This is a genomic window from Streptomyces sp. NPDC096132, from assembly GCF_044763345.1.
Classification (GTDB): Bacteria; Actinomycetota; Actinomycetes; order Streptomycetales; family Streptomycetaceae; genus Streptomyces.
The window spans coordinates 20,918-43,142 of the sequence record NZ_JBIWGA010000047.1 but is presented as its reverse complement, the minus strand read 5'-3'; the positions used below and the strand labels follow the sequence as shown (position 1 = coordinate 43,142).

Annotated in this window: 21 protein-coding genes; 10 read left to right on the top strand and 11 right to left on the bottom strand. The window is 73.0% G+C overall.

Annotated elements, in window-relative coordinates; translation table 11 throughout:
• Nucleotides 1-134: 134 nt before the first annotated feature.
• Genes ACIRF9_RS49345 through ACIRF9_RS49335 form a run of 3 tightly spaced genes read right to left on the bottom strand, consistent with a single transcriptional unit; the run spans nucleotide 135 to nucleotide 2,348 of the window.
• Entirely contained in the window at nucleotides 135-458 is a 324-nt protein-coding gene (locus ACIRF9_RS49345) for an antibiotic biosynthesis monooxygenase family protein (protein WP_403836931.1), read from the bottom strand.
• A gap of 59 nt (nucleotides 459-517) precedes the next feature.
• Complete coding sequence (locus ACIRF9_RS49340) at nucleotides 518-1,483, bottom strand: hypothetical protein (RefSeq protein WP_403836929.1); 966 nt, start codon at nucleotides 1,481-1,483, stop codon at nucleotides 518-520.
• Between the two features lie 55 nt (nucleotides 1,484-1,538).
• A complete protein-coding gene (locus tag ACIRF9_RS49335) occupies nucleotides 1,539-2,348 on the bottom strand; it encodes a PaaX family transcriptional regulator C-terminal domain-containing protein (protein WP_403836927.1) in 810 nt (269 codons plus the stop codon).
• A gap of 183 nt (nucleotides 2,349-2,531) precedes the next feature.
• On the opposite strand from ACIRF9_RS49335, the gene ACIRF9_RS49330 reads away from it, so the two are divergent.
• Genes ACIRF9_RS49330 through ACIRF9_RS49315 form a run of 4 tightly spaced genes read left to right on the top strand, consistent with a single transcriptional unit; the run spans nucleotide 2,532 to nucleotide 8,542 of the window.
• Nucleotides 2,532-4,049: an FAD-dependent monooxygenase gene (locus ACIRF9_RS49330; RefSeq protein ID WP_403836925.1), complete on the top strand. Its 1,518-nt coding sequence runs from the start codon at nucleotides 2,532-2,534 to the stop codon at nucleotides 4,047-4,049.
• Nucleotides 4,046-6,109, top strand: coding sequence for an acetate--CoA ligase family protein (locus ACIRF9_RS49325; RefSeq protein WP_403836923.1), 2,064 nt, complete (start codon nucleotides 4,046-4,048; stop codon nucleotides 6,107-6,109). Before ACIRF9_RS49330 ends, ACIRF9_RS49325 begins: the two co-directional genes overlap by 4 nt.
• Nucleotides 6,110-6,120: 11 nt before the next feature.
• Nucleotides 6,121-7,791 (top strand): (2,3-dihydroxybenzoyl)adenylate synthase, encoded by a 1,671-nt coding sequence (locus ACIRF9_RS49320; RefSeq protein ID WP_403836921.1) that lies wholly within the window; start codon nucleotides 6,121-6,123, stop codon nucleotides 7,789-7,791.
• A 22-nt stretch (nucleotides 7,792-7,813) separates the two neighbouring features.
• Entirely contained in the window at nucleotides 7,814-8,542 is a 729-nt protein-coding gene (locus ACIRF9_RS49315; RefSeq protein WP_403836919.1) for an alpha/beta fold hydrolase, read from the top strand.
• Here ACIRF9_RS49315 and ACIRF9_RS49310 read toward each other — a convergent pair.
• The 4 genes from ACIRF9_RS49310 to ACIRF9_RS49295 all read right to left on the bottom strand — a co-directional run bounded on the left by ACIRF9_RS49310 (nucleotide 8,520) and on the right by ACIRF9_RS49295 (nucleotide 12,179).
• Nucleotides 8,520-9,179, bottom strand: a complete 660-nt coding sequence (locus ACIRF9_RS49310) for a DUF6629 family protein (RefSeq protein WP_403836917.1) — start codon at nucleotides 9,177-9,179, stop codon at nucleotides 8,520-8,522. The genes ACIRF9_RS49315 and ACIRF9_RS49310 overlap by 23 nt on opposite strands.
• An 83-nt stretch (nucleotides 9,180-9,262) precedes the next feature.
• Complete coding sequence (locus tag ACIRF9_RS49305; RefSeq protein WP_403836915.1) at nucleotides 9,263-10,312, bottom strand: amidohydrolase family protein; 1,050 nt, start codon at nucleotides 10,310-10,312, stop codon at nucleotides 9,263-9,265.
• Nucleotides 10,313-10,761: 449 nt separating this feature from the next.
• Nucleotides 10,762-11,550: a 2-keto-4-pentenoate hydratase gene (locus tag ACIRF9_RS49300; RefSeq protein ID WP_403836913.1), complete on the bottom strand. Its 789-nt coding sequence runs from the start codon at nucleotides 11,548-11,550 to the stop codon at nucleotides 10,762-10,764.
• Nucleotides 11,547-12,179: a TetR/AcrR family transcriptional regulator gene (locus ACIRF9_RS49295; RefSeq protein WP_403836912.1), complete on the bottom strand. Its 633-nt coding sequence runs from the start codon at nucleotides 12,177-12,179 to the stop codon at nucleotides 11,547-11,549. Before ACIRF9_RS49295 ends, ACIRF9_RS49300 begins: the two co-directional genes overlap by 4 nt.
• Before the next feature lie 133 nt (nucleotides 12,180-12,312).
• Here ACIRF9_RS49295 and ACIRF9_RS49290 point away from each other — a divergent pair, with 133 nt between their 5' ends.
• From ACIRF9_RS49290 to ACIRF9_RS49265, 6 genes are all read left to right on the top strand, one after another.
• Nucleotides 12,313-13,914: a bifunctional 3-(3-hydroxy-phenyl)propionate/3-hydroxycinnamic acid hydroxylase gene (locus ACIRF9_RS49290; RefSeq protein WP_403836910.1), complete on the top strand. Its 1,602-nt coding sequence runs from the start codon at nucleotides 12,313-12,315 to the stop codon at nucleotides 13,912-13,914.
• A gap of 8 nt (nucleotides 13,915-13,922) precedes the next feature.
• The gene (locus ACIRF9_RS49285) at nucleotides 13,923-14,795 is read left to right on the top strand and encodes an alpha/beta fold hydrolase (protein ID WP_403836908.1); all 873 of its coding nucleotides are present in this window, start codon (nucleotides 13,923-13,925) and stop codon (nucleotides 14,793-14,795) included.
• Nucleotides 14,792-15,805 (top strand): VOC family protein, encoded by a 1,014-nt coding sequence (locus tag ACIRF9_RS49280; RefSeq protein WP_403836906.1) that lies wholly within the window; start codon nucleotides 14,792-14,794, stop codon nucleotides 15,803-15,805. The genes ACIRF9_RS49285 and ACIRF9_RS49280 overlap by 4 nt, the downstream gene beginning before the upstream one ends.
• 239 nt (nucleotides 15,806-16,044) lie before the next feature.
• Entirely contained in the window at nucleotides 16,045-16,254 is a 210-nt protein-coding gene (locus ACIRF9_RS49275; RefSeq protein ID WP_403836904.1) for a putative quinol monooxygenase, read from the top strand.
• Between the two features lie 187 nt (nucleotides 16,255-16,441).
• The gene (locus tag ACIRF9_RS49270; RefSeq protein ID WP_403836902.1) at nucleotides 16,442-17,743 is read left to right on the top strand and encodes an RNA-guided endonuclease InsQ/TnpB family protein; all 1,302 of its coding nucleotides are present in this window, start codon (nucleotides 16,442-16,444) and stop codon (nucleotides 17,741-17,743) included.
• A gap of 37 nt (nucleotides 17,744-17,780) precedes the next feature.
• On the top strand, nucleotides 17,781-18,203 hold the full coding sequence (locus ACIRF9_RS49265; RefSeq protein WP_403836900.1) for a cupin domain-containing protein: 423 nt from the start codon (nucleotides 17,781-17,783) through the stop codon (nucleotides 18,201-18,203).
• A gap of 42 nt (nucleotides 18,204-18,245) precedes the next feature.
• On the opposite strand, the gene ACIRF9_RS49260 is transcribed toward ACIRF9_RS49265, so the two are convergent.
• Genes ACIRF9_RS49260 through ACIRF9_RS49245 form a run of 4 tightly spaced genes read right to left on the bottom strand, consistent with a single transcriptional unit; the run spans nucleotide 18,246 to nucleotide 22,060 of the window.
• The gene (locus ACIRF9_RS49260) at nucleotides 18,246-18,914 is read right to left on the bottom strand and encodes a response regulator (protein ID WP_403836898.1); all 669 of its coding nucleotides are present in this window, start codon (nucleotides 18,912-18,914) and stop codon (nucleotides 18,246-18,248) included.
• Nucleotides 18,911-20,272, bottom strand: coding sequence for a sensor histidine kinase (locus ACIRF9_RS49255; RefSeq protein ID WP_403836896.1), 1,362 nt, complete (start codon nucleotides 20,270-20,272; stop codon nucleotides 18,911-18,913). Before ACIRF9_RS49255 ends, ACIRF9_RS49260 begins: the two co-directional genes overlap by 4 nt.
• A gap of 25 nt (nucleotides 20,273-20,297) precedes the next feature.
• Complete coding sequence (locus ACIRF9_RS49250; protein ID WP_403836894.1) at nucleotides 20,298-21,131, bottom strand: ABC transporter permease; 834 nt, start codon at nucleotides 21,129-21,131, stop codon at nucleotides 20,298-20,300.
• A complete protein-coding gene (locus ACIRF9_RS49245; protein WP_403836892.1) occupies nucleotides 21,131-22,060 on the bottom strand; it encodes an ABC transporter ATP-binding protein in 930 nt (309 codons plus the stop codon). Before ACIRF9_RS49245 ends, ACIRF9_RS49250 begins: the two co-directional genes overlap by 1 nt.
• Nucleotides 22,061-22,225: the final 165 nt, after the last annotated feature.

Below are 22,225 nucleotides of genomic sequence, written 5' to 3'. Positions count from 1 at the left end.
GGGGTGCGGGGGGGCGCTCCGGGTTAATATCGCGCCGGAGATTTACACCCCGACGCGCCCCGATTGCGCCGCCCCCCACTTGGGCCGGCCCCGGGGGGGTGCACGCCCCCGGGCCCCCCCGCCACCACGGCGGACTACTCGCCCTTCGGCGCCGCCTGCTGCACCACCTCGAAGGACCAGAGGGTGGAGGCCGAGGCCGCGGGCTGGGGCCGCTCGCCCTCCGCGCCGCCCCGGTGCGCCGCCTTCATCGGGCCCTCCATCCACGCCTGGAACGACTCCTCGTCCCGCCACCGGGTGTAGACGAGGTAGGTGTCGGTGCCCTCGACCGGGCGGAGGAGCTCGAACCACTCGAACCCGTCGGAGTTCTCCACGGCGTGCGCCCGCGCGGCGAACCGCTTCTCGAGGGTCTCCCGCTGCTCCGCCGGGACGGTCAGTACGTTGATCTTGACTACGCTCATGCCTCCATCCTGCCTCCCACGGCGCCCGGGGCCGCGCACGACCCCCCTGCACCGATCGCCTACCTCCCGCGCGGCCGTTCCAGCCGCTCCACCTCCCGAGCGGCCTGCCGCGCCTCCCGCTCCGCGCGGGCCAGCGCGTCGCCGGTGCCGTGGTGCCGGTCCTCGGCCCGCCGCTCCTCCTCGGACGCGTCCCGGAGTGCCTCGCGTGCCCGCCGCAGACGCTCGCGTGCCTCCTGCGCCTGCTGCTCGGCCTCATCCACGTCCTGCTGCGCCCGGCCGCGGCCGTCCCGGGCCCGCTGCGCGGACGCCTCCGCGTCGGCGTGTTCCGCGCGACGGGCGTCGAGCTCCCGTGTGGCGGTCTCGGCCGTGCGTCGGGCCTGCGCGAGTCGTTCCCGGCGTTCCTGCCGCCGACGGGAGAGTTCGTCCTCACGGGAGGGGTGTGCGGGCGGCGAGGAAGGGGCCGGTGGGCGCCGTGGCTCGTGCCGGGTGGCGCTCACGGTCCGCGGTGGGGCGCCGGACGGGAAGCCCGACGGCGGGGTGAGGGCACCGTCCAGGCGGCCGGTGGCCCACTGCTCGGCCGCGTCCGGGTCGGCGAGCACGGCCTGCAGGGTGCCCGTCACGTCGTTCTGCACGGTGCCCGACAGCCGCTGCCCGGCGTCGCGCGCGAGCTCCGCGGCCTGGCGGGACAGCGCGGCGACGATACGGCGCCGCTGTGTGGACAGCTCCCGGACGGCGGCCGGGTCCAGGTCGTGGTGGGCCTTGCGCAGCGCCTGCCCGAGCTCCAGGAACTGCCGGCTCTCGCGGGGCCGCGACCGCAGGAGCAGGTTCGCGGCCCAGGCCGCGAGGGTGGGGCGGCGGGCGGAGTGGATCCGGCGGGCGTCCTCGGTCCGGCCCGCTGTCCTGGCCTCGGCCGCCAGTACCTCGCGGCGCGTGACGAACTCGGCCGGCGGGGTGGTGTAGAGCCCGTCGAGGACCGCCTCCACGTCGTACGTCCCCCCGCCCCCGCGCGCACCCTTACGCTGCATGGTCCACAGCTTCCACCGGACCGCGGCGCCGCGCACGCCGAGCCGGCGTGGTGCCCTACCCGGCCGGACGAGCGCCCGCCACCTCGTCGTAGTAGGACTCGGCCGACGGGCCGAGGAGCTCGTGGGCCTCCAGGAACATCTCGTGCGCCTCGTGGCCCACCCAGCCCGCCGGGAGGAGCTCGGTGGGCAGGTCCGGGTCGCGGAAGGGGAACTTGCGGTAGTCGTAGGTCAGCCGCATGCGCTCGACCAGCGCCTCCTCGGGGCTGAGATGCCCGGCCCGGTACGACGGCATCCGGCTGCGGTAGGTGCGCAGCAGCTCCCGGTAGTCCTCGTTGAGGGCGGCCAGGTCCCAGCAGCGCGCCGCCATCCCGCGGTCGACGGGCAGCCCGCCCGACTGACAGCGCAGCGTGTCCAGGCGTACGGCAGGCTCGTCCGCGAACTTCTCCCTGACCTGCTGGAGCCGGTCGTGCGGGGAGACATAGGTGGACGGGGCGAGGGGGCCGAAGCCCAGCCAGGCCAGCTCCTTGCGGATGCGGTCACGCGTCCCGCGCTCGGTCTCCGGGACCGAGTAGATGACCATGTACCAGTGCCGGTCCCAGTCGGACGGCTCCCGGTCGAAGATGCGTGCACGGCCCTCGTCGAGAAGCCGGAGGCTGCGCTTGTTGAGCGCGTAGATCGTCTCGCGGCCCTCGCGCCGGACGTCGAACCAGTCCTCCTTGCGCAGGCGCGCGAGGACCACCCGCACAGTGCTCTCGCCGACACCGAAGCAGCCCATCAGCGAGCTGAGGGTGCGCAGCCGGGCGGCGCCGCCGCGGTAGCGGACGTAGTCGCCGAACAGGTCGAAGACGATCGATCGAGGCTTCACGGAACCGACTATGTCACACGGACGACCGTCGCGAGGATGAGCCACCGGACCGGTAGGACCCCCGCTTTCACACGGTGAACGACCTCAAAGAAGCGCGACAAATTATTGACGCCCGTGTATCCATTGACACAGGATGCGTTCGGGCCCGAGTCTGGGCCTGTACTCGACGCGGAGGCGGGAGCCATGGTTTTCCGGATCGCTTGTGTGGGAGGCGGCCCCGGCGGGCTGTTCTTCGCGACGCTCGTCAAGCAGGCCGATCCGTCGGTCGAGGTGACGGTCTTCGAGCGGAACCGCCCCGAGGACACCTTCGGCTTCGGCGTGGTGTTCTCCGACGCGACGCTGGCCGCCATCCACGCGGCGGACCCCGTGCTGCGCACCGCCCTCGCGGACCACGGACGCCACTGGGACGACATCGAGGTGCGGCTGAAGGGCCGACGGATCCGCTGCGGCGGCAACGGCATGGCCGCCATCACCCGCAGGACCCTGCTCCAGCTGCTGCACGAGCGGGCCGCCGAGGTCGGCGTCGACCTCCGCTTCCGCCACGAGGTGCCCGCCGATCCGGAGCAGTTGTCCGACTACGACCTGATCGTGGCCGCCGACGGGGCCAACTCCCGGTTCCGCGACCGGCTCGCCGATGTGCTCGTGCCCGAGGTGGAGGTCGCCACCGCGAAGTTCATCTGGTTCGGCACGGACTACCTCTTCGACGGCCTGACCTTCGTCCACGAACACGGCCCGCACGGCACGTTCGCCGTGCACGGCTACCCGATCGACGACCGCGTCAGCACCTTCATCGTGGAGACGGACGAGGAGTCCTGGCGCAGGGCGGGCCTCGACGCGTTCGACACCGCGCAGCCGCCCGGACCCAGCGACGAGAAGAGCCGGCACTACCTGGAGAAGCTGTTCGCCGAGCAGCTCGACGGACACGAACTGCTGGTCAACAACTCCCGCTGGGGCAACTTCCGCACCCGGCGCACCCGGCGCTGGCACAGCGGCAACGTCGTCCTGCTCGGCGACGCCGCGCACACCGCGCACTTCTCCGTGGGCTCCGGCACGAAGATGGCCATGGAGGACGCCGTCGCCCTGGCCGACAGCCTCCTCGCCCACCGCGACGACCTGCCCGGCGCCCTGGACGCCTACGAGGCGGCGCGGCGGCCCTCGGTGGAGAGGATCCAGGGCTCCGCCCGGCCGAGCCTGTCCTGGTGGGAGCACTTCGGGCGCTACCACGAGGCGTTCGGACCGATGCAGTTCGCCTTCCACTTCATCTCCCGCAGCATCGGCAAGGACCGCATCGCGCGCCGCGACCCCGCGTTCGTCGACACCGTCGTACGGGACTGGCGGACCGCCCATGAAGGGCTCGCCCCGCTCGACACCCCCTTCCGGGAGTACGCCGGACGGCGGCTGTCCCCGGAACAGCTCGCCGGGCTGCGTGCCGGGGGATCCGGGTGCCTGTGGCTCACCGCGCCGGACACGGAGCCCCAACTGCCCGAGCTGTACGAGAGGTTGGCCGACGCGCTCGGTGCGCAGACGCCGCCGGACCTGGTCGCCGTACACGGCGGGACCCCGCTCACCCGGTCGCTGCTCGCCGAACGGGCCCGGCTGGTGCACGGAGTACCCGCGCTGATCGTGGAGGACGCGATGGACGACGACCGCGCCGAGACACTGCTGCTGTCCGGCCGCGCCGACCTGGTGGGGCGGGCATGACGGGGCAGCCGACGGCCGGGAGCCTGGCCCCGCTGTTCGCGCCCGAGGGTGTCGTGGTGATCGGTGCCTCGCGGCAGCCCGGCAAGCTCGGGGCCGCCATGGCGCGCTCCCTCGCCACCTTCCCCGGCGCCCGCGCCCTGGTCAACGCGCGCCGCCCCGACCCCGGCGCGGGCGTGTACGCGTCCGTCGCCGAAGCGGCCGCGCACACCGGCGGACGGCTCGACCTCGCCGTCCTGTGCGTGCCCGCCGCCGGCAGCGCGGACGCGCTGGCCGAGGCGGCGGCCGTCGGCTGCCGGGCCGCGCTGGTCTGCGCCGGCGGTTTCGGCGAGGCGGGCCCGCAGGGCGAGGAGCACGCCCAGGCGCTGCGCCGGGTCGCCCGGGAGACCGGGATCCGGCTGCTCGGCCCCAACACCTCCGGCTTCTTCGTCCCCCACCTCGGGCTGACGGCCAGCTTCGTGCCCGCCGCCGGCCGGCTTCCGTCCGGGGACGTCGCCGTGGTCGCGGCCAGCGGCGGCGTCAACCACGCCCTCTCCTTCGACCTGGCCGCCGCCGGGAACGGGATCAGCCTCGGCGTGGGCATCGGGGCGGGCCTCGACGTCACTGCCGCGGACGTCCTGGCGCACCTCGCCGGGGACGGCCGTACGACCGCGGTCGCCCTGCACGTGGAGACGGTTCCGGACGGACCACGGCTGGTGGAGGCGGTACGCCGGGTCGCCCCCGCGAAACCGGTCGTCGCCCTGGTCGTGGGGCGCAGCGACGTCGGTGACTTCGCCCGGTCCCACACCGGGGCGCTGGCCACCTCCTGGCGTACGACGCGGGCCGCGCTGCGACAGGCAGGGGCGGTCGTCGTGGACGACGAACGCGAACTGGTGGACGCGCTCACCGCGCTCTCCCGCATCCGGCTGCGCCCCCACCCGGACCCGGGGCTCGGCATCGTGACCGCCCAGGCGGGCCCGGGGCTGCTGCTGGCGGACCGGGCGGGCACCGACGGCATCCGCGTGCCCGAGCTGGCCGCGCCCACCCGGCACGCCCTGGGCGAGCTGCTGCCCCCGCTCACCTACCAGCGCAACCCGGTCGACACCGGCCGGCCCGCCGGCACCTTCGCCGGTGTGCTCGGGACGACGGCCGCGGATCCGGCGGTGGACCTGCTCGCCGTCTACGCGCTGACCGAGCCCGACAGCGTCGACCTCGCCTCCGCCGTCCAGGACGCCGGACTCGGCGCCGGCTACCCGGCCGTGGTGGTCGTGGGCGGCCTGCCCGAGGACGTCGCAGAGCAGCGGGCCCGGCTGCACAAGGCCGGGGTGCCCGCGCTCGGCGGACCCGCGTCCGCCGCCGACGCCGTACGGGCCCTGGTGACGGACGCCCGGCAGCGGGCCCTGCCCAAGGACGGGCCCGCTGCCCGGCCGACCGTCGCCCCCGTGCCCGCCGGCCCGCTGGACGAGGACGCCGCCAAGACGTACCTCGCGGGACTCGGCGTCCGCACTCCCCGCCGCGTCGCCTGCGCCTCCCGCGCCGACGCCCATCACGCCCTGCGGCTGCTGGGCGGACCCGTCGCCGTGAAGGTGCTCGACGCCGCCGTCCTCCACAAGACCGAGGCCGGCGGAGTCCACCTGGGCGTGCGCACCACCGGCGAACTCGACGCGGCACTGGACGCCATCGGCCCCGGCCGCCGCTGTCTGGTGGAGGCGATGGCCCCGGCCGGCGTCGACCTGGTGCTCGGCGTACGGCGGGACCCCGTGTTCGGACCGGTCGTGCTGGCGGGTCTCGGCGGTACGGCCGCCGAGGCGCTCGCCGACGTGGCGATCCGGCTCGCCCCGCTGTCCGCGGCCGAGGCCGCCGCCATGCCGGACGACCTGGCCGCCCGCGCCCTGCTCGACGGCTGGCGCGGCGGACCGGTCCTCGACCGCGCCGAGTTCGGCCGGGTCGTCTCGGCGCTCGCCGCGGCCCTCGCCGTGAGCCCCGGCACCGCCGAGATCGAGATCAACCCGCTGCGGCTCACCGCCGACGGGCTGATCGCCCTGGACGCCGTGATCGTGCCCCGTACGGCCGACCGCACCTGAGGAGAACGACCATGCCCAGACCGAGCAGCGACGGTGCTGTTCCCTGGCCCGCGGACCACGCCGAGCGCTACACCGCGAAGGGGTACTGGGAGGGCCACGCCCTCGGCGACCGGCTCCACACCGCCGCCGACGCCGCTCCCGACGCGGTCGCGCTCGTCGACGGCGACCGACGGCTGACGTACCGGCAGCTCGCCGGACGTGCGGACGCCACCGCGCTGCGCCTGGCCGCGCTGGGGCTGCGCCCGGACGACCGGATCGTGGTGCAACTGCCCAACACCGCCGAGTTCGTGATCCTGACCTACGCCTGTCTGCGCCTCGGCGTCATCCCCGTGATGGCGCTCCCCGGACACCGCAGACACGAGATCGGCCACCTGGTCGAGCACAGCGAGGCCGTGGCCGTCGCCGTGCCCGGCGTCCTCAAGGACCACGACCACCAGGCGATGGCGTTCGACATCGCCGAGGAGGCCCCGACGCTCCGGCACGTGCTGGTCCTCGGCGACAAGATCCGTGACGACGCCGTGGACCTGCGGGAGCTGTGCGCCGCACCCGGCATCCCGGCGGACCGCGCCGCCCTGGACGCCCACCGGCCCGACAGCCGCTCGATCGCCGTGTTCCTGCTGTCCGGCGGCACCACCGGACTGCCCAAACTGATCGCCCGTACGCACGACGACTACCTCTACAACGCCCGCCGCAGCGCCGAGGTCTGCGCCTTCGGCCCCGGCACGGTCTACTTCGCCGCCCTCCCGCTCGGGCACAACTTCCCGCTCGCCTGCCCCGGACTGCTCGGCACGCTGCTGCACGGCGGACGGGTCGTGCTCGGTTCCCCCAGCCCTCAGAAGGCGTTCCCGCTCCTCGCCCGCGAGGGCGTCACCGCGACCGCCCTGGTCCCGGCCGTCGCCCAGCGCTGGCTGGACCACCACCGGGAACACCCGGGAGCCGCCGACCTGAGTTCCCTGCGCCTCCTCCAGGTCGGCGGCTCCCGGCTCGCCGACCAGGTGGCCCGCCGCGTCCGCCCCGAACTGGGCTGCACCCTCCAGCAGGTGTTCGGCATGGCCGAGGGCCTGCTCAACTACACCCGCCCGGACGACCCCGAGGACGTCATCTGCACGACGCAGGGGCGCCCGATGTGCGCCGACGACGAACTCCTCGTCGTAGACGAACGGGGCACCCCGGTTCCCGAGGGCACCCCGGGCGTGCTGCTCACCCGCGGCCCGTACACCCCACGCGGCTACTACCGCGCCGACGAACAGAACGCCCGCGCGTTCACCGAGGACGGCTGGTACCGCACCGGCGACATCGTGCGGCTGCTGCCCGACGGCAACCTCGTCGTCGAGGGCCGCGACAAGGACATGATCATCCGCGGGGGCGAGAACATCTCCGCCGAGGAGATCGAGAACTTCGCCTACCAGACCCCGGGCATCGCCCGCGCCGCCGCCGTGGCCATGCCCGACGCCGCGCTCGGCGAGCGTGTCTGCCTCTACGTCGTACCGGAACCCGGGCACGAGCCGGCCCTCGCCGACGTCCACCGGGTCATGGAGCGCTCCGGAGTCGCCCGCTTCAAGTTCCCCGACCGGCTGGTGAGCGTCCCCGAACTCGCCGCCACCAAGGTCGGGAAGATCGACAAGAAGGCCCTGCGCGCCGACATCGTCCGTCGGCTCGACGCCGAGAAGACCCCCCGTTGACGTGCGATCAAAGGAGATCGGTATGAGCGAAACCTTCGTCCTGGTGACCGGAGCCTGGCACGGCGGCTGGGCCTGGCGCCCGGTCGCCCGGGAGCTGAGGGCCGCCGGACACCAGGTGCACACCCCGACCCTCGCCGGGCTCGGTGCCGACGACGACCCGCGCGGGGTGACCCTGACCGACTGCGTGAACAGCCTCGTGGAGTACGTCGAGAGCGCCGGCCTGGACGACATCACCCTGGTCGGCCACAGCTGGGGCGGCTATGTCCTGACCGGGGCGGCGCCCAAGCTCGTCGCCCGGACACGGCGCCTGGTCTTCTGGAGCGCGTTCGTGCCGAACGACGGCGAGTCGCTGATCGAGGCGTGCCCGCCGCACTACGGCGAGATGTTCCACGCCCTCGCGGCCGCCTCCGGGAACGACACGGTGGCGCTGCCGCTGGAGGTCTGGCAGCAGGCGTTCATGCAGGACGCCGGGGAGGAGGCCCAGCGGATGATCCACTCCCTCCTCGTCCCGCAGCCCCTGGGCACCTTCACCGAGAAGCCCGACACATCGGCGTTCACCGCGCTTTCCCTGCCCACCAGCTACGTCCTGTCCACCGAGGACGTCTCCCTGCCCGGCGAGTGGGCCTGGGCCGACCGGTTCCCGCAGCGTCTGAAGGATCCGCTGATCGTCGAGGTCCCGGGCAGCCACGAGGGCTGTTTCACCCGCCCCTCCGAACTGGCCGACGCGTTCATCCGGGCCTGCGCGGTGTAGCACGGCTCAGCGTCCTCGTCCCCGAGGAGGCCGGCCGTGTGCGCACCCACCCCCGCAGCACCACCGAGCACACGGCCGCGAGGGCACACCACGTCGAGACGAACTCCAGCCGCCACAACGCCCAGCAGACCAGCGCTCCCACGGCGACGAGACCTCCCAGCAGCGACAGCCGCCGGTCGCCGGACAGCAGCAGGGAGCCGACGGTGGCCAGGAGGTATCCCGTGACGAGCACCGCCGGATGGGGGAGACCGACCGCGTAGCCGACCGTACGACCGTGGATCTCGGCCGTCACCGGGCCGGTGGCCAGCCCGTACGCGAGCACCGCGGCGGTCGCGGCGCCCACGGCGAGCAGGAGGGTGAGCCGACCGCGGGCGGGCGGCGGGGCGGCACACCACACTCCCGCCGGCACCCACACCGCCAGCAGCGGCAGCGCGATGACGGCCCATACGACGGTGGCGGCCCCGCCACCCCCGCCCGCGTCCCAGACCATCGACTCGACGATCTGGTGGGCTCCGAGCAGCAGCGGCAGCGCGGCCAGCGGCAGGTCCCGCACCTCGCGCACCCGTGCCACACAGGCCACCCCGACGGCCGTGATGCCCGCGCCCGCCACCAGATCGGCCGTCGCACTCCAGCACATCACGCCACCACCGGGTCGGGCCTCGGGTACGTCCGAGCAGTCACGCGGACCACGCTACGGGTCGTCCCGGGGCGGTGGCCTCCTCAGTCGGTACCGGGCTGGATGAGCTTGTAGAAGAGGCGGGCGCCGGCGCGCCGCGCGGAGTGGCGCAGGCGCACCGGGAGCGGACGGACCGGCGTCGGTGCGGGCGGTTTCGTGGCCAGGCGGGGGAAGAGGGCTTCGGCGTTGGCGCGGTTGACGGCCGCGAGCGTGCCCGGGTCCAGGCCGTCGTCGAGGCCGCCTGCGAAGTACTGCCCGGCGGGGGCGGGTGCGAAGGGCCAGTCGCTGCCGAACAGGACGTGCCCGGGGCGGGCGAAGGCGAGCAGGGTGGGCAGCGCGGCGGGGCTGGAGGAGAGGGCGGTGTCGTAGTAGAAGCCGCGGAGGTCGTCCAGGGTGTCGAGCGGGCTGCGTCCGGTGTCGGCCGCGATGGCGACGGCCATGCGGTGGGAGGCGTAGGGGACGAAGCCGCCGGCGTGGCTGAGGATGAACCGGATGTTCGGGAAGCGGCGCGGGACGCCGTTGCGGACGAGGAGGTAGGCGGCGCGGGTGGTGTCGAGGAGGAAGTCGGCGGCGAACGGCGGGATGCCCTCGACGGCGGGCGCGGGGAGGTCGGCGGGGTGGACCAGCACCACGGCGCCGTGGGCGTCCAGGACCCGCCACAGGGCCTCCTGGCCCTCGGTGCCCAGATAGGTGCCCCGGTTGTTGGCGAGCAGGGTGACCCCGTCGGCGCCCAGTTCGGTCAGGGCCCGCTCGGCCTCCTTGGCCGACGCGTCGACGTCGGGCAGCGGCAGGGTGGCGAACCAGCCGAGGCGGTCGGGGTGTTCGGCGGTGACGGACGCGGAGTGGTCGTTGAGGCGGCGGGCCAGTTCGGCGGCCTCGCCCGGGTCGGTGAGGAAGCCCGTGCCGGGGGTGGACACGGACAGGATCGCCGTCTCGGTCCGCAGCAGGTCCATCAGGTCCAGGGCCGCCTCGGGGCTCCAGTCGGGCAGGGCACGGCCGCCCGCCTCGGTGATGCCGGCCCGGGCGAGGGCGTCGCGGTAGAGGGCCGGCACGAGGTGCTGGTGGACGTCGATCCGGCGGGGTGCGGTGGTCATGGGGCGGCTCTCGGCTTTCTCGGGGAGCGGGGCGAGGTGACGGCGATCCCGTGTCTCCCCGGGCCCGGGCGCACCGGCGACGACGGGCCCGACGGGTGGGCGCGGACGCAGGTGGCGGGGCGGTGGCGGGGCGGCCGGGGAGCGGCGGCGGGGGCGGCGTGCCCGGCTCGCGGTGGTTGTCCGTGCTCAGGTCGGGCGGCGGGCGGTCGGGAAGTCGGTGCCGGTGGCCGATAACGACGCTGGGGCGGGAAGCACGTGCGCTCTCCTCGGTGGGGCGGACGACTCGGTGGGGCGGATGACTCGGTGGGGCGGACGACTCGGAGGAGGTGGATGAATCGGGGCGTCAGGCGAGTCGGAGTGTTCGAGGGCGACTCGGAATGGCCGGCGAATCGGAGGGCGGGGTGCGTCAGAGGGCCGGGTGCATCGGAGGGCCAGGTGAATCGGTGCCGTCAGACGAAGATCACCGACACGGCCCCGAGGCCGCTGAAGCGGGCCTCGGCCTTGTGACCGGAGCTGACGAAGGGGGCGGTGGTCAGGGCGCCGGGCAGTACCACCTGGCCGGGCCTCAGGGTCGTACCGAAGGCGGCGAGGGTGTTGGCGAGCCAGGCGACGGCGGCGGCCGGATGGCCCAGCACCTCGCGCCCGGCGCCGGTCGCGACCCGCTCGCCGTTGACCATCAGGTCGGCCGTGACGGCGGCGAGGTCGGGGGCCTGGGCCAGGGGTGTCCAGGAGCCGCAGACCAGGCCGGCTGAGCTGGCGTTGTCGGCGACGGTGTCCGCCAGGGTGATCTTCCAGTCGCGGATGCGGCTGTCGACGATCTCCAGGGCGGGCGCGACCGCCTCGGTGGCGTCGAGGACGTCCTCGACGCCGACGCCGGGGCCGCGCAGGGGCCGGGCCAGGCGGAAGCAGATCTCCGGTTCGACGCGCGGCGCGCAGTAGCGTGCGGCGAGGACGGGGGCACCGTCGCGGTGGACCATGTCGTCCAGCAGATGCCCGTGGTCGGGCTCGTCGACGCCGAGCAGCTCGCGCATCGCGGCCGAGGTGAGGCCGACCTTGTGGCCGACGACGGTGGCGCCGTCGGCGAGGCGGCGGGCGATGTTGGACTGCTGGACGGCGTAGGCGTCGGCCGGGTCCAGGCCGGGCATCAGGGCCGACAGCGGGTCGATCGGTTGCACATGGTGCTCGGCCATGCGCAGCAGCCACGCGGCCTCGGCGCGCTGCTCGGCGGTCAGTGTCATCCCTTGGCCTCCGGCGCCAGGCGCAGCGCCGCGTCGTAGACCAGACGCGCGTGCAGTTCGAGCATCGCCACCAGGTCGACCGCATCGGCGTTGATCTCACGCTGGATGAACAGCCCGTCGGCGCCGGCGACGGCGTAGGTGGTCAGGGTGTGCACGGCGGTCGCGTCCAGCTCGGGGAACAGTTCCTCGACCACCTCGGTGATCTTCTGGCTCGCGATCCCCCGGACCTGGAGGAAGACCGTCCGGCCGCGGGGCTCGGTCGGGCGCCGCTCCAGGGCGAGCATCAGACCGAGGCGCAGGAAGTCCGGGGCGTCGACCAGGGACCTCGCCACGTTCGCCGCCATCGTGGTGCACCGCTCCAGCGGGGTGCCGGCCTCTGTGCCGGGCAGCTCGACGGCCGCGAGCCAGGTCTCGAAGCTGCGCTCGATGACCGCGGCGATCAGGTCGTCCTTGTCCTTGAAGTGCCAGTAGATCGAGCTCGCGGGCAGTCCGCACTTGGCGCTGACCGCGGCGATCGACGTGCCCTCGTAGCCACGCTCGCCGGCGATCTCGATGGTGGCGTCCAGGATGCGCTGCCGCGACTCCACCCCGTTCGCGCGCTTCCTGCGTGTCGACTCCGCCCTGGTCATCGCCGTGCCCTTCCCGTCGTCCCCCGCACTTGACCCCTTGCCGCACCCATCTTACCGTAGCGGCTACTCCAATTGGAATGAGTACTACAGCAAGAGCCGATGCAGTGCACAGGGACGACAGTGAGGTGGCCTGGTGAGTGGGATCAGTGCCGAGGAAAGAGCCGAGGACCTTCCGTACGACGTGGCGGTGATCGGCTACGGGCCCACCGGCGTGACCGCCGCGAACCTGCTGGGTCAGCTGGGTCTGAGAGTGGTCGTGCTGGAGCGTGACGCCGAGGTCTACTCCCGGGCGCGGGCCATCTCCACCGACGAGGAGGTCATCCGGATCTGGCAGCGCGTGGGCCTGGCCGACCGGCTGAAGCAGGACATGCTGGCCGAGCGGCCGCTCGACTTCGTCGACGCGCGCGGCCGCACCTTCCTCAGCGCCTGCCCGACCTCGCGCGGGCACGGTCATCCGCCGCAGATGTTCATCTACCAGCCGGCGCTGGAGCAGGTCCTGCGCGACGGCGTCGACCGCTGGTCGAACGTGGAGATCCTGCTGCGCCACGAGTGCGTGCGACTGCGCCAGGATGCGGACGGGGTGGAGCTGACGCTGGTCGGGACCGCCGACGACTCCGTACGACGCCTGCACGCGAAGTACGTGATCGCGGCCGACGGCGGTTCCAGCCTCACCCGCGCCCAGCTCAACGTGGGCTACGAGGGACGGACGTACGAGGACCGCTGGGTCGTCATCGACACGAAGATGCTCAAACCCTGGCCGGACCACGACCGGCTGCGCTTCCGCTGCGACCCGGCCCGCCCGGCGGTGGACTGCCCGACCCCGCTCGGCCACCACCGCTGGGAGTTCCCGATCCTGCCCGGCGACGACGAGAAGCACCTGACCACCGACGACGCGATCCACGCGATGGTGTCCAAGTACGGCATCGGCCGGGACCAGATCGAGATCCTGCGGGCCACCGTCTACAGCCACCACGTCCGCTTCGCCGCCCGCTTCCGCGTCGGCAGGGTGTTCCTCGCGGGCGACGCCGCGCACGCCATGCCGCCGTGGATCGGCCAGGGCATGGCGGCCGGCGTACGGGACGCCGCCAACCTGTGCTGGAAGCTCGCCGCCGTCCTGCGCGGCGAACTGCCCGAGACCCTCCTCGACTCCTACGAGGCGGAGCGCAAACCGCACGTCAGGGAGGTCACCCGGCGGGCCGTGTTCACCGGGAAGATCATCACCGAGCGGCGGCTGCCCGTCGCCAGGGTCAGGGACACCACGCTGCACGCCGTCCGCCGGATGTCCGCGCTCAGCGGCCGGCTGGTGGACGCGCACTGGATACCCGTCGCCCGTTACGCCAAGGGGTTCCTGGCCCACCCGCGCACCAAGGCCTCCGGCCACCAGATCCCCCAGCCCTGGGTGACCGGCACCGACGGAGGCCGGATCCGTCTCGACGACGTACTCGGCGGCCGTTGGCTGCTCCTGCACGGCGGGCGGATCGCGCCGCAGCCCGCGTGGGACCGCTCCGAAGTCCCCTCGCTGACCGTCCTGCCGGCGGGCTCGCGCCCGGCCGAGGGCGCGGTCGTCGACAGCGACGGCGTGCTGCTCGCCTGGATGGCACAGCACCGCGTGGCCACCCTCGCCCTGCGCCCGGACGCCTATGTCTACGCCGCCGCCCCCCGGGGCGCCCAGCTCCCGCCGCCCCCCGCCGGTTTCGCACCGGCACCGCACGCGCCCGCCACGACCGTCAGCTGAGGAACGCCATGACCACACACACCGCACCGCCGCCCATGCGGGAGTCCCTGCTCGACGTCCGCGGCAAGAAGATCTTCGTCGCGGAGACCGGAGACGGCCCGCCCGTCCTGCTGCTGCACGGCGGCGGCCCAGGAGCCTCCGGCGTCTCCAACTACGCCCGCAACATCGCCGAACTGGCCAAGGACCACCGGGTCGTCGTGCCCGACCTGCCCGGCTACGGCCGCAGCACCAAGGGCGTGGACAGGGCGGACCCCTTCGGCCACCTCGCCGACGCCATCCGCGGCCTGCTCGACGTACTCCGCCTTGACAGGGCCCACCTGGTCGGCAACTCCTACGGCGGCGCCTGCGCCCTGCGCCTCGCCCTCGACACCCCCGACCGGGTCGACCGGATGGTCCTCATGGGCCCCGGCGGCATCGGCACCACCCGCGCACTGCCCACGCCCGGCCTCAACAGCCTGCTCACCTACTACTCCGGGGACGGGCCCTCGCGCCTGAAGCTGGAGAGGTTCATCCGCGACCACCTCGTCTTCAACGCGGCCGACGTCCCCGACGCCGTCATCGACGCGCGCTACGAGGCCAGCATCGACCCCGAGGTGATCGCCGCCCCGCCGCTGCGCCGCCCCTCCGGCCCGAACGCGCTGCGCACCCTGTGGAAGATGGACTTCACCCGAGACCCGCGGCTGGCCCGGCTGCCCGTGCCGACCCTGGTGCTGTGGGGCGCGGCCGACAGGGTCAACCGGCCCTCCGGCGGCCGGATGCTGGCCGACCGCATGCCCAACTGCGATCTGTACGAGGTCGCCAACACCGGGCACTGGGTGCAGTTCGAGCGGGCCGAGCTGTTCAACCGTGTCTGCGCCGACTTCCTGGCCGGCCGCCGATGAACACCCCTCCCGCACCGTCCGTCTTCGGCTCGGTCCACCTCGGCTACATCGTCGTCGAGACCGACCGCTTCGCCGACTGGCGCCGCTTCGGCACCGACGCCATCGGCATGCACCACGACGACCTCGACACCGGCGTGATGCGCTTCCGCCTTGACGACCAGGAGTGCCGCTTCCTGCTGTGCCGCGGACCGGCCGAGGACGTCGTCGCCACCGGCTGGCACATCGACGACCACTCCGCCTTCGAGCGGATCGAGGCCCGGGTCCGCGCCCATGGCGTGCCCGTCGTCGAGGGCAGTGCCGAGGAGGCGGGGATGCGCGGCGTCGAACGACTCCTGCGCTTCCCCGGTCCCAAGGGCATCACCCAGGAGATCTACACCACCCCGGTCATCTCGGCCGAACCCCTGAAGATGCTCGTGTCCGGCTGGGTCACCGGTGACTCGGGCATGGGTCATGTCGCCATCACCTCGGCCAGACCCACCCTGATGCGCGGCTACTTCCACACCGTCTTCGACGCCCGCCTCACCGACTACATCGACGAGACGATCAGCGGAGTCAAGCTCAAGATCCGCTTCCTGCGCGTCAACGAGCGCCACCACTCCATCGCCATCGCCGCGGTCCGGGGCCTGCCCATCGATCCGGTCCGCACCCGCGTCCAGCACCTCAACATCCAGGCGGCCTCGCTCGACGACCTGGCCCGCAGCTACGAGCGCGTGCACGAGCTCGGCTTCGACATGGCCCTGTCGGTCGGTCAACACACCAACGACAAGGAACTCTCCTACTACGCCCGCACCCCGTCGGGTTTCGAGTGGGAGGTCGGCTGGAACCCCCTCGTCGTCGACGAGAGCACCTGGCAGCCCAGCACCCACCAGGGCATCAGCATCTGGGGCCACAAGCCCGTCGGCCGGACCATCGTCGACAAGCTCGACCAGTTCCGCCTCGGGGCCCGCTCCCTCGCCCACCCGGAGAAGACCGTGCCCGCCCTCAGCGGCGCCGGCATCCCCGACGAGTGACGGCCCGCGCCGGTTCCCGGCCTGTGTCGGTTCCACCCCGACCGCCCCCGGCACCGCCGAGATCCTCGTCCCCGGCGAGCCGGAGACCCGCACCGCCGAACGCCTGCGCACCGAGGGCATCACGCTCGCCGACGACACCTGGGCCTCCCTCGTCCGCATCGCCGACGCCACCGCCGTACCCCTGCCCACCCCCATCCCCATCTCCCTTCCGAGGAGCGCTCCGCACGATCGCCCTGACCGTGTCCCTCCAGGTCGTCCCCGGCCGCCGCGACGACTTCCTGAAGGCCATCGAGGAGAACGCCGAGCGCTCCTTCACCGACGAGCCCGGCTGCCGCTTCTTCGATGTCGTCTGCGACCTGGCCGACGACCACCACCTGGCTTTCGGGCAGGGTGCCCGGTCCTTCAGGGCCGGGGTGAATGCCCGCTCCCGCGGAGCGGGGCAGGGGTAGCCGGATCGCCGTCAGGGCGGTCCGGCGTCCTCGTCCAGAATGCCGAGGGCAGCCGCGGACGGGTGATGGTGACGGGGAGCTGATGACTGTGAGGCCGGTGGCCGGTGGTTGATGTGTGGTCACTCGGACGGGTGATGGTGATCGATGAGGTGCGCGGTCAGGGAACGTGTGGTCTAAGTTCGCGGGTATGGCACGGTTTCGGATGTACCCGACGGGTGAGCAGGAGCGGCAGATGCTGCTGCACTGCGCGCACGCCCGCTACGTCTGGAACCTCGCCGTCGAGCAGCACGCGCACTGGCGCAAGGGCCGCAAACCCGCGCCGTCCTTCGCGGAGCAGTGCCGTCAGCTCACCGAGGCCCGGCGCGACAACGAGTGGCTGGGCGCCGGGAACGCGGACGTGCAACAGCAGGCGCTCAAGGACTTCGCCGCAGCCAGGCAGGCACGTTTCACGTCCGGGTTCGGTGAGCCGACCTGGCGCAGGAAGTACCGGCATGAGGGGTTCCGTGTCATCGGCACCGACCGCATTCCCGAGCACCACGCAGACGGCTCGCCGAAGCTGAACGCGAAGACCGGCCAGCAGGTCATGGGCCGGTCCGTCGTGGTACGGAAGCTGAACCGGCGGTGGGGGCAGGTGAAGGTGCCCGGCTGCGGCTGGGTCCGCTTCCGCCTCAGCACCAGCGGCAAGGGCGCGAAGCTGCCGGATGCGAAGACCTTCCGCGTCACCTTCCGGAACGGGCAGTGGCACGCAGCGTTCGCCGTCGTCCCCGAGCCGACACCCGCACCCGGCACCGGCGAGGTCATCGGCATCGACCGCGGCATCACCGTCACCGCCGCCTTCTCCGACGGGCGGAAACTGAACTGCCCGCAGCTCACCGCCAGGGAACGCGCCCAGATCCGCAAACACCAGCGCCGCGCCGCCCGCGCCCCCAAGGGCAGCGAGCGCAAGGCGGCCGGGTACGCGAGGGTCGCGAAACTCAAGGCCCGGGAGGTGAACCGGCGCAAGGACTGGTGCGAGAAGACCAGCACCCTGCTCGCCCGCACCTATGACCTGATCCGCTTCGAGAAGCTGAACATCAGGAACATGACCCGCTCCGCGAAGGGCACCGCGGAGCAGCCCGGCAGGAACGTGGCACAGAAGACGGGGCTGAACCGGGGCATCCTCGCCCAGGGCTGGGGCCTGCTGCGCCGACGCACCGGGCACAAGGCCCCGGGCCGGGTCGAGGACATCCCCGCCCCGTACACATCTCTGCGGTGCAGTGCCTGTGGTTGGATCGACAAGAACTCGCGCAAGAGCCAAGCCGAGTTCGAGTGCGTATCCTGCGGCTTCACCTGCAACGCGGACACCAACGCAAGCCACAACGTCGCGGCAGGACAGGGCGGGATCCCCCGCCCCCGGCGGACAGCCGGTGCCGGAGGGACAACACCGCCCACACAGCGGTCGAGTGTCCGTGAACCTCAGCCCAAATGGGCTGGAATCCCACTCTTTTAAGAGGGGGAGGATGTCAATCCTGAACGGAGCCGTCCCGATGCGCACCCCTTCTCTCCTCATCCACCCCGACGACGTCGAACCCTTCGACCGGGGCGGGGGAGTGGCCACCCTCCCCTACGTCGGGAAGTGGAACTCCGAGCAGGCCGTCATCACCACCGGCCAGACCGTCTTCCAGCCCGGCACCGGCCTGCCCCTGCACAGCCACAACGTCGAGGAGTCGGTCCTGATCCTCGAAGGCGAGGCGACCGCGGAGATCGACGGCGAGTTCTTCGACCTGGAGGCCGGCCAGGCCACCTGGGTCCCGGCCGGCGTCCCGCACCGGTTCCTCAACCGCGGCGAGGGCGTCCTGCGGATCTACTGGGTCTACGGCGGCCGTGACGTCACCCGCACCGTCACCGCCACCGGCGAGACCTTCGAGCACCTCTCCGCGCACGACAAGGGAGGGGCACCCGTCGCATGACCGGCAGCACCTCGGGACCGTGACCCGTGACCTTCCCGGAGGCTACGACTTGGCCCTGACCAGTCCGGCGTCGTAGGCCGTGATCACGGCCTGGATGCGGTCGCGGGCGCCGATCTTGGCGAGGACGCGGCCGACGTGCTTCTTGACGGTGGACTCGGTGAGGAAGAGGCGTTCGGCGATCTCGGTGTTGGTCCAGCCCTGACCGATGGCGATCAGGACCTCGCGTTCGCGATCGGTGAGGGTCCGCAGCCGGGGGTCCTGGGACGTGGGGGTGTCGGCGGGGGCGAGGACCTGATGGGCGTAGGCGTCCAGGAGGCGTCGGGTCAGCCGGGGTGCCACGACGGCGTCGCCGGTGGCGACGGCATGGATGCCGGCGACGAGTTCCTCGGGGCGGGCGTCCTTGAGCAGGAAGCCGCTGGCGCCGGCGCGCAGGCCGTCGTAGGCGTACTCGTCGAGGTCGAAGGTGGTGACGATGAGGACGCGGGTGCGGCCGCCGCCGGCGATGATCCGGCGGGTGGCCTCGATGCCGTCCATGCCGGGCATGCGGATGTCCATGAGGACGACGTCGGGGCGCAGTTCGGCGGCCAGACGGACGGCCTCGGCGCCGTGCGCGGCCTCGCCGACGGGCTCCAGGCCGGGGGTGCCCTCGAGGAGCATGCGGAAGCCCATGCGCTGCAGGGGCTGGTCGTCGGCGATCAGCACGGTGGTCATGGCAGCTGCTCTCCTGGTGCCGGCGGGGCGGGCGGGGAGGGTACGTCGAGCACGACGTCCACGAGCCACCCGTGTCCGGTGTCGCGGGGGCCGAGGACGGCGGTGCCGCCGTACATGGCGGCGCGCTGGCGGATGCCGACCAGGCCGTGCCCGGGGCCGTCGCCGTCCGTGCCCGGCCGCGCCCGCGGGGCCGCGCCGGGCGGTACACCGGTGTCGGTCACCCTGATCCGCACCTCCCCCGCGTCCACGGTCACGGCGACCTCGGCGGAGGAGCCGCTGCCCGCGTGCTTGAGGGTGTTGGTGAGGGCTTCCTGGACGACGCGGTAGACGGTGAGCTGGACGCCGCTGCCCAGGGAGTCGAGGTCGCCCACGGTCCGGTAGGTCACCCCCACGCCCGCCGCGCGGACCCGGGACAGCAGGGGGTCCAGGTCCCCGATGCCGGGCTGCGGGCCGAGCATCCGTACGTCGTCCCGTTCCTCGCGCAGGACGCCCAGGACACGGCGGAGTTCGCTCATGGCCTGGCGGCCGGTGTCGCCGAGGATGCGCAGGGCCTCGGCGGACTGCTCGCCCCGGTTGGCGGCGAGGATCGCGGCGCCGTCGGCGACGCCGACCATGACGGAGAGGTTGTGGCCGACGATGTCGTGCATCTCGCGTGCGACGCGGGAGCGCTCGGCCGCGGCGGTGAGCCGTACGCGCTGCTCCTGCTCGATCTCCAGACGTCTGGCCCGGTCCTCCAGGGCCTCCAGGTACATCCGGCGGATCCGCAGGGTCAGGCCCACGGCGACGGCCGCGGTCGCCGTGCCCAGCAGGAAGAAGAGGCCGCGCAGCGGATTCCCGACGTCCACCAGGACGCAGACCGCCACCGTCGTCTCGGCCACGGTCACCGCGGCGGCCCAGCCCAGCGCCCGCAACGAACCGTGCAGAGCCAGGGAGTACAGGGCGACGAGCGTGCTGATGCCGGCCTGCTGCCACACGCCGAACGACCACTGGACGAGGGACACCAGCGCGATCACGAAGAACGTCACGGCCGGGGCCCTGCGCCGCCACCACAGCGGCACGACGAGTCCCGCGGCGAAGAGGACCATCACGCCGGACGGCACCCGACCCTGGTGGACCGCTTCCCCGAAGGGACCGTGGCTGCTGCCGGCGAGCAGGTCGGGCAGGCTGATGAGGACGACGACCAGCACCACCGCGGTGTCGAGCAGCCACGGATGCCGGCGGTCCAGCCGCTGCCGGTCCTGCTTGCCCCGCCACATGCGGCCCAGGACGGGGTGCGTCCAGTCGGTGTCGAACCCAGGGGGCGTCAGCGCCGCCCCCTGGGCTGTGTCCGCGGCGGCCGCCGCGCGTTCCGCGCCCATGGACACCATTGTGCTCATGCCCTGGTCAGGCGTCGGTCCGGACCAGCCGGTACGCCGCACCGGCGAGCGCCAGGGCCACCCAGCCGGCGAAGACCGCGAGCCCCGCCCCGGGGGAGAGGGCGTCGGAGGACTGGTGCAGGGCGTAGACGGCGGAGCCCGCGTTGCTGGGGAAGTAGGGGCTGAGGGTGTCGTACCAGGAGTCGGGCAGCAGTGAGGCCAGGCCGGGCAGGATGAGCAGGATACCGACCAGGGCGGCGATGGCGCCGGCGGAGGAGCGCAGCAGGATGCCCAGGGCGACACCGAAGACGCCGACCAGGCCGAGGTAGACACCGGCGCCGGCCAGGCTGCGCAGGACGCCGTCGTCGCCCAGGGTCAGGGCGATCTTCTCGCCGTCCAGGCCAGGGGTTCCGAGCTGGAACGCGGCGAGCGCGCCGACGGTGGTGAGGACCAGGGCGATGGGCCCGATCACGGCGGCCTTCGACCACAGCACGGGCAGCCGGCGCGGCACGGCGGCGAGGGTGGAGCGGATCATGCCGGTGCTGTACTCGCCCGCGGCCAACAGCACCCCGAGCACGCCCACCGCGAGTTGGGCGAAGGACACACCGGTCAGGGCCAGGCTGACCGCGTCGCTGTCACCGGAGCCGGATCCCGGGCCGGGCGGGCCGCCCGTCGCCACCGCGTCGGGGCTGTAGGTGTAGCTGGCGATCGCCCCGAACAGGACCAGCAGGAACACGGCCACCCCCAGGGTGATCCAACTGGAGCGCAGCGACCAGAACTTGGCCCATTCCGAGCGCAGCACCCGCAGGCCGGTCACCTTGTAGGTCGTCGTGCGGGCGGGGGCGATGTCGGTGACGGTCATCAGGCGGCCTTTCGTCCGGTGTCGGCCGGAGCACTCTGGTACTCGACGACGTCGCGGGTGAGTTCCATGAACGCCGCCTCCAAGGAGACGGCCTGCGGGGTGAGTTCGTACAGCGCCACCCCGTGCCGGGCGGCGATCGCGCCGATCTCCCGGGCGTCGCGGCCGGTGACCAGGAGTTCCTCGGCGGAGGCGGAGGTGATGGTGACGTCCGGCCCGGCGAGCAGCGAGCGCAGCTTCACGGCCTCGGTGGTGGCGACCTTGACCCCGCCGCCACTGGCCTCCCGGGTGAAGTCGTCGACGGTGGTGTCCGCGAGGAGCCGGCCCCGGCCGATGATCACGAGGTGGTCGGCGATCAGCGCGGTCTCGCTCATCAGGTGCGAGGAGAGCATCACGGCCCGGCCCTCGTCGGCCAGCGTCCGCAGCAGGTTGCGCACCCACAGCACGCCCTCGGGGTCGAGGCCGTTGACCGGTTCGTCGAGCATGACGATCGCGGGGTCGCCGAGGAGGGCGGCGGCGATGCCGAGCCGCTGGCCCATGCCCAGCGAGAAGGCCCCGACGCGCTTGCCGGCCACGCTGGTCAGCCCGGCAAGCTCGATGACCTCGTCCACCCGGCGGCGCGGAATGCCGTGGGTGTGGGCGAGCGCCGTCAGGTGGTTGACCGCGCTGCGGCCCGGGTGGACGGACTTGGCCTCCAGCAGGGTGCCGATCTCGTGCAGCGGGGCCGCGTGCCGGGCGTAGGAGCGGCCGTTGACCGTGACCGAGCCCTTGGTGGGGGAGTCCAGGCCGATGATCATGCGCATGGTGGTGGACTTGCCCGCCCCGTTGGGGCCGAGGAAGCCGGTGACCTCCCCGGGCTTCACCGTGAAGCTCAGGTTGTCGACCACCGTCTTGTCCCCGTACCGCTTCGTCAGCTCACGCGCTTCGATCATGGGAGTGGGCCTTTCCTGCCTCGAACCCGGCCGCGACAGCGGCGCAGTGTCTGCGTGGGTGTCTGCGTTCGAAGCTAGGGCCGGGACGGGCCCGGTCCCTGGGCCCCGGGGGGACTCTTCGGAGGTCCGGTGGTACCGGGGTACCACCGGAGCCTCACTCCCAGG

What these genes read in the sequence shown, in the direction of transcription:
- ACIRF9_RS49345 (WP_403836931.1), bottom strand. Translation starts at nt 458, where the DNA reads ATGAGCGTAGTCAAGATCAACGTACTGACCGTCCCGGCGGAGCAGCGG.
- ACIRF9_RS49340 (WP_403836929.1), bottom strand. Translation starts at nt 1,483, where the DNA reads ATGCAGCGTAAGGGTGCGCGCGGGGGCGGGGGGACGTACGACGTGGAG.
- ACIRF9_RS49330 (WP_403836925.1), top strand. Translation starts at nt 2,532, where the DNA reads ATGGTTTTCCGGATCGCTTGTGTGGGAGGCGGCCCCGGCGGGCTGTTC.
- ACIRF9_RS49325 (WP_403836923.1), top strand. Translation starts at nt 4,046, where the DNA reads ATGACGGGGCAGCCGACGGCCGGGAGCCTGGCCCCGCTGTTCGCGCCC.
- ACIRF9_RS49320 (WP_403836921.1), top strand. Translation starts at nt 6,121, where the DNA reads ATGCCCAGACCGAGCAGCGACGGTGCTGTTCCCTGGCCCGCGGACCAC.
- ACIRF9_RS49315 (WP_403836919.1), top strand. Translation starts at nt 7,814, where the DNA reads ATGAGCGAAACCTTCGTCCTGGTGACCGGAGCCTGGCACGGCGGCTGG.
- ACIRF9_RS49310 (WP_403836917.1), bottom strand. Translation starts at nt 9,179, where the DNA reads ATGTGCTGGAGTGCGACGGCCGATCTGGTGGCGGGCGCGGGCATCACG.
- ACIRF9_RS49305 (WP_403836915.1), bottom strand. Translation starts at nt 10,312, where the DNA reads ATGACCACCGCACCCCGCCGGATCGACGTCCACCAGCACCTCGTGCCG.
- ACIRF9_RS49300 (WP_403836913.1), bottom strand. Translation starts at nt 11,550, where the DNA reads ATGACACTGACCGCCGAGCAGCGCGCCGAGGCCGCGTGGCTGCTGCGC.
- ACIRF9_RS49295 (WP_403836912.1), bottom strand. Translation starts at nt 12,179, where the DNA reads ATGACCAGGGCGGAGTCGACACGCAGGAAGCGCGCGAACGGGGTGGAG.
- ACIRF9_RS49285 (WP_403836908.1), top strand. Translation starts at nt 13,923, where the DNA reads ATGACCACACACACCGCACCGCCGCCCATGCGGGAGTCCCTGCTCGAC.
- ACIRF9_RS49280 (WP_403836906.1), top strand. Translation starts at nt 14,792, where the DNA reads ATGAACACCCCTCCCGCACCGTCCGTCTTCGGCTCGGTCCACCTCGGC.
- ACIRF9_RS49270 (WP_403836902.1), top strand. Translation starts at nt 16,442, where the DNA reads ATGGCACGGTTTCGGATGTACCCGACGGGTGAGCAGGAGCGGCAGATG.
- ACIRF9_RS49265 (WP_403836900.1), top strand. Translation starts at nt 17,781, where the DNA reads ATGCGCACCCCTTCTCTCCTCATCCACCCCGACGACGTCGAACCCTTC.
- ACIRF9_RS49260 (WP_403836898.1), bottom strand. Translation starts at nt 18,914, where the DNA reads ATGACCACCGTGCTGATCGCCGACGACCAGCCCCTGCAGCGCATGGGC.
- ACIRF9_RS49255 (WP_403836896.1), bottom strand. Translation starts at nt 20,272, where the DNA reads ATGGGCGCGGAACGCGCGGCGGCCGCCGCGGACACAGCCCAGGGGGCG.
- ACIRF9_RS49250 (WP_403836894.1), bottom strand. Translation starts at nt 21,131, where the DNA reads ATGACCGTCACCGACATCGCCCCCGCCCGCACGACGACCTACAAGGTG.
- ACIRF9_RS49245 (WP_403836892.1), bottom strand. Translation starts at nt 22,060, where the DNA reads ATGATCGAAGCGCGTGAGCTGACGAAGCGGTACGGGGACAAGACGGTG.